This is a genomic window from Xanthomonas sp. SHU 199 (assembly GCF_000364665.1).
Taxonomy (GTDB): domain Bacteria; phylum Pseudomonadota; class Gammaproteobacteria; order Xanthomonadales; family Xanthomonadaceae; genus Xanthomonas_A; species Xanthomonas_A sontii.
In genome coordinates, this window is record NZ_AQOI01000017.1 from 1 (window position 1) to 5,782 (window position 5,782).

The 5,782-nt window shown below is 54.5% G+C and carries 2 tRNA genes and 3 rRNA genes; all 5 read right to left on the reverse strand.

Annotation, left to right across the window (positions count from 1 at the left end):
• Positions 1-160: 160 nt before the first annotated feature.
• Positions 161-275: ribosomal RNA gene (gene rrf, locus D183_RS0100925) — 5S ribosomal RNA — on the reverse strand.
• 155 nt (positions 276-430) lie between these two features.
• Positions 431-3,310: ribosomal RNA gene (locus D183_RS0100930) — 23S ribosomal RNA — on the reverse strand.
• 223 nt (positions 3,311-3,533) lie between these two features.
• Positions 3,534-3,610 (reverse strand) — tRNA-Ile (locus D183_RS0100935).
• A 14-nt stretch (positions 3,611-3,624) separates the two neighbouring features.
• Positions 3,625-3,700 (reverse strand) — tRNA-Ala (locus D183_RS0100940).
• 88 nt (positions 3,701-3,788) lie between these two features.
• Positions 3,789-5,333 (reverse strand): 16S ribosomal RNA (locus D183_RS0100945).
• Together the 16S, 23S and 5S rRNA genes with 2 tRNA genes alongside form the textbook arrangement of a ribosomal RNA operon.
• Positions 5,334-5,782: the final 449 nt, after the last annotated feature.

Below are 5,782 nucleotides of genomic sequence, written 5' to 3' on the forward strand. Positions count from 1 at the left end.
CGGGAGAGGGGTTGGGGTGAGGGTACGGCGCGCAGCCCCCGGGTGGCATGTCGCCGCGGGGCGTGCGCCCGTGCTTCCCTCGCCTGCGCGTGTCGTGTTGGTTTTTTCCACTCGCAATAAAAAATCCCCGTCCTTGTGGGACGGGGATTTGGGGTAAAGCCCCTGGCGATGACCTACTCTCGCATGGCTTGAGCCACACTACCATCGGCGCAGCTGCGTTTCACTTCCGAGTTCGGGATGGGATCGGGTGGTTCCACAGCGCTAATTTCACCAGGGAGACGGTTGGAGTGTCGCCGCGTGCGTGTTCTCGGTTGTTGGACCGAGGACGGCAGGGCGCCAGCCTCTCATGGGGTGTGATGTAGCGAGCGAGTGAGAGCGATCGACGTGTGTCGCGCTAAGGGATGCTTATGAGGAAGCATCTTGAGGTTATATGGTCAAGCCGCACGGATCATTAGTATCAGTTAGCTCAATGCATTGCTGCACTTACACACCTGACCTATCAACCACGTAGTCTACATGGTTCCTTTAGGGGACTTGTGTCCCGGGAGATCTCATCTTGAGGCGCGCTTCCCGCTTAGATGCTTTCAGCGGTTATCGCTTCCGAACATAGCTACCCGGCAATGCCACTGGCGTGACAACCGGAACACCAGAGGTTCGTCCACTCCGGTCCTCTCGTACTAGGAGCAGCCCCTCTCAAATCTCCAACGCCCATGGCAGATAGGGACCGAACTGTCTCACGACGTTCTGAACCCAGCTCGCGTACCACTTTAAATGGCGAACAGCCATACCCTTGGGACCGACTACAGCCCCAGGATGTGATGAGCCGACATCGAGGTGCCAAACACCGCCGTCGATATGAACTCTTGGGCGGTATCAGCCTGTTATCCCCGGAGTACCTTTTATCCGTTGAGCGATGGCCCTTCCATACAGAACCACCGGATCACTAAGACCTACTTTCGTACCTGCTTGATCCGTCGATCTTGCAGTCAAGCACGCTTATGCCTTTGCACACAGTGCGCGATGTCCGACCGCGCTGAGCGTACCTTCGTGCTCCTCCGTTACTCTTTAGGAGGAGACCGCCCCAGTCAAACTACCCACCATACACGGTCCCCGATCCGGATTACGGACCTAGGTTAGAACGTCAAGCACGACAGGGTGGTATTTCAAGGATGGCTCCACTGCAGCTAGCGCCACAGTTTCATAGCCTCCCACCTATCCTACACAGACGAACTCAACGTTCAGTGTAAAGCTATAGTAAAGGTTCACGGGGTCTTTCCGTCTTGCCACGGGAACGCTGCATCTTCACAGCGATTTCAATTTCACTGAGTCTCGGGTGGAGACAGCGCCGCTGTCGTTACGCCATTCGTGCAGGTCGGAACTTACCCGACAAGGAATTTCGCTACCTTAGGACCGTTATAGTTACGGCCGCCGTTTACTGGGGCTTCGATCAAGAGCTTCGCCTTGCGGCTGACCCCATCAATTAACCTTCCAGCACCGGGCAGGCGTCACACCCTATACGTCCACTTTCGTGTTTGCAGAGTGCTGTGTTTTTGATAAACAGTCGCAGCGGCCTGGTTTCTGCGACCCTCTTCAGCTATAGCTCGCACGAGCCACCAAAAAGGGTGCACCTTCTCCCGAAGTTACGGTGCCATGTTGCCTAGTTCCTTCACCCGAGTTCTCTCAAGCGCCTGAGAATTCTCATCCTACCCACCTGTGTCGGTTTACGGTACGGTCTGCGTAAGCTGAAGCTTAGGAGCTTTTCCTGGAAGCGTGGTATCAGTGACTTCGTCTAAAAGACTCGTCTCGGTGCTCGGTCTTAAAGGATCCCGGATTTGCCAAAGATCCAAACCTACCGCCTTTCCCCGGGACAACCAACGCCCGGTACACCTAACCTTCTCCGTCCCTCCATCGCACTTACGCGAGGTGCAGGAATATTAACCTGCTTCCCATCGACTACGGCTTTCGCCCTCGCCTTAGGGGCCGACTCACCCTGCGCCGATTAACGTTGCGCAAGGAAACCTTGGGCTTTCGGCGTGCGGGTTTTTCACCCGCATTGTCGTTACTCATGTCAGCATTCGCACTTCCGATACCTCCAGCAGACTTCTCAATCCACCTTCGCAGGCTTACGGAACGCTCCTCTACCGCGCATCGCTTATCGCGATGCACCCCAAGCTTCGGTTCACTGCTTAGCCCCGTTAAATCTTCCGCGCAGACCGACTCGACCAGTGAGCTATTACGCTTTCTTTAAAGGGTGGCTGCTTCTAAGCCAACCTCCTGGCTGTCTATGCCTTTCCACATCGTTTTCCACTTAGCAGTGAATTTGGGACCTTAGCTGTGGGTCTGGGTTGTTTCCCTTTTCACGACGGACGTTAGCACCCGCCGTGTGTCTCCCATACAGTCCGTCTCGGTATTCGGAGTTTGCAATGGTTTGGTAAGTCGCGATGACCCCCTAGCCATAACAGTGCTCTACCCCCGAGAGGATACATATGAGGCGCTACCTAAATAGCTTTCGAGGAGAACCAGCTATCTCCGGGTTCGATTAGCTTTTCACTCCTAATCACACCTCATCCCCTACCTTTGCAACGGGAGTGGGTTCGGGCCTCCAGTCAGTGTTACCTGACCTTCACCCTGGGCATGACTAGATCACCCGGTTTCGGGTCTACTGCCCGCGACTATGCGCCCTTATCAGACTCGGTTTCCCTTCGCCTCCCCTATACGGTTAAGCTTGCCACGAACAGTAAGTCGCTGACCCATTATACAAAAGGTACGCAGTCACTCTTGCGAGCTCCTACTGCTTGTACGCACACGGTTTCAGGATCTATTTCACTCCCCTCTCCGGGGTTCTTTTCGCCTTTCCCTCACGGTACTGGTTCACTATCGGTCGGTCAGGAGTATTTAGCCTTGGAGGATGGTCCCCCCATGTTCAGACAGGGTTTCACGTGCCCCGCCCTACTCGTATTCACTGGTATGGCCCTTTCAAATACAGGGCTATCACCTTCTATGGCCAACCTTTCCAGGTTGTTTTTCTAAAACCATACCAGCTTAAGGGCTAGTCCCCGTTCGCTCGTCACTACTTAGGGAATCTCGGTTGATTTCTTTTCCTCCGGTTACTTAGATATTTCAGTTCACCGGGTTCGCTTCCAGCAGCTATGTATTCACTGCAGGATACTGCCGAAGCAGTGGGTTTCCCCATTCGGACATTGCCGGATCAAAGCTTGTTGCCAGCTCCCCGACACTTTTCGCAGGCTGCCACGTCCTTCATCGCCTCTGACCGCCAAGGCATCCACCGTGTGCGCTTATTCGCTTGACCATATAACCTCAAGTTGCCTCAAGGTCATATTCAGTCCAGGGGTACAAAGCCTGGACGCGAACTATAACGACTCAATTTCTAGGGACTCGAGGTCCCCGCCTTAGCCACAACGACACGTCGAGAAGTGTGTTCTCAAACGCTCGCTACATCACAAATTATTAAAGAACAACGCTACGGCCTCAACGCCGAGCATCTAAATTCTTAGTGTGCGATACATTCAGAGTGGTGGGTCTGGGAGGACTCGAACCACCGACCTCACCCTTATCAGGGGTGCGCTCTAACCACCTGAGCTACAGACCCAAAGTCTTCGTCAGTGGTGGAGCCAGTCGGGATCGAACCGACGACCCCCTGCTTGCAAAGCAGGTGCTCTCCCAGCTGAGCTATGGCCCCGGTATTTCGGGGTGCTCCGCCCTGTGGCGGAACTCTCTGAATGCAGGTTACTTGTGAGGACGCCTGACAGATGAAGCTGTCATGCTCAAAAGGAGGTGATCCAGCCGCACCTTCCGATACGGCTACCTTGTTACGACTTCACCCCAGTCATCGGCCACACCGTGGCAAGCGCCCTCCCGAAGGTTAAGCTACCTGCTTCTGGTGCAACAAACTCCCATGGTGTGACGGGCGGTGTGTACAAGGCCCGGGAACGTATTCACCGCAGCAATGCTGATCTGCGATTACTAGCGATTCCGACTTCATGGAGTCGAGTTGCAGACTCCAATCCGGACTGAGATAGGGTTTCTGGGATTGGCTTACCGTCGCCGGCTTGCAGCCCTCTGTCCCTACCATTGTAGTACGTGTGTAGCCCTGGTCGTAAGGGCCATGATGACTTGACGTCATCCCCACCTTCCTCCGGTTTGTCACCGGCGGTCTCCTTAGAGTTCCCACCATTACGTGCTGGCAACTAAGGACAAGGGTTGCGCTCGTTGCGGGACTTAACCCAACATCTCACGACACGAGCTGACGACAGCCATGCAGCACCTGTCTCACGGTTCCCGAAGGCACCAATCCATCTCTGGAAAGTTCCGTGGATGTCAAGACCAGGTAAGGTTCTTCGCGTTGCATCGAATTAAACCACATACTCCACCGCTTGTGCGGGCCCCCGTCAATTCCTTTGAGTTTCAGTCTTGCGACCGTACTCCCCAGGCGGCGAACTTAACGCGTTAGCTTCGATACTGCGTGCCAAGTTGCACCCAACATCCAGTTCGCATCGTTTAGGGCGTGGACTACCAGGGTATCTAATCCTGTTTGCTCCCCACGCTTTCGTGCCTCAGTGTCAGTGTTGGTCCAGATGGCCGCCTTCGCCACAGATGTTCCTCCCGATCTCTACGCATTTCACTGCTACACCGGGAATTCCGCCATCCTCTACCACACTCTAGTTGCCCAGTATCCACTGCAATTCCCAGGTTGAGCCCAGGGCTTTCACAACGGACTTAAACAACCACCTACGCACGCTTTACGCCCAGTAATTCCGAGTAACGCTTGCACCCTTCGTATTACCGCGGCTGCTGGCACGAAGTTAGCCGGTGCTTATTCTTTGGGTACCGTCAGAACAATCGGGTATTAACCGACTGCTTTTCTTTCCCAACAAAAGGGCTTTACAACCCGAAGGCCTTCTTCACCCACGCGGCATGGCTGGATCAGGCTTGCGCCCATTGTCCAATATTCCCCACTGCTGCCTCCCGTAGGAGTCTGGACCGTGTCTCAGTTCCAGTGTGGCTGATCATCCTCTCAGACCAGCTACGGATCGTCGCCTTGGTGGGCCTTTACCCCGCCAACTAGCTAATCCGACATCGGCTCATCTATCCGCGCGAAGCCCGAAGGTCCTCCGCTTTCACCCTAAGGTCGTATGCGGTATTAGCGTAAGTTTCCCTACGTTATCCCCCACGAAAAGGTAGATTCCGATGTATTCCTCACCCGTCCGCCACTCGCCACCCAGAGAGCAAGCTCTCCTGTGCTGCCGTTCGACTTGCATGTGTTAGGCCTGCCGCCAGCGTTCACTCTGAGCCAGGATCAAACTCTTCACTTAAAACTACATGCCCGAAGGCAAAAGCTTTGATATGCAGAGTTCAAACCAAGCTACGTATCGCTTGCAAAGCAATTGATTTGTTGCTCTTGATTCGAACGTCTGCAAGATGGACATACTTCCATCTGCAGGCGTCCTCACAAGTTACCTGCGCACACTGTCAAAGAACCTTGGGGCCGGCCTCAGCGCCTTTCCCTTTTCACCCCGACGTTTTCGTCCGAGTGAGCCGCCCATTATAGCGGGCTTTTTGTTTCCGTCAACACCTCATTTCGAGGCGGTTGACGCTGGTTCGTCTTCAAACCCGAGGGCTTTTCGTCGAACCGAGCCGCCCATCATAGCGGCTTTTTTCTTGCCGTCAACACCTTTTTGATCAGGTGGTTGACGCCGCTTCTTCGTCCAAACCCGAAGGCTTTTCCTCGAAGCGAGCCGGCCATATTAGCCGACTTTTTCAC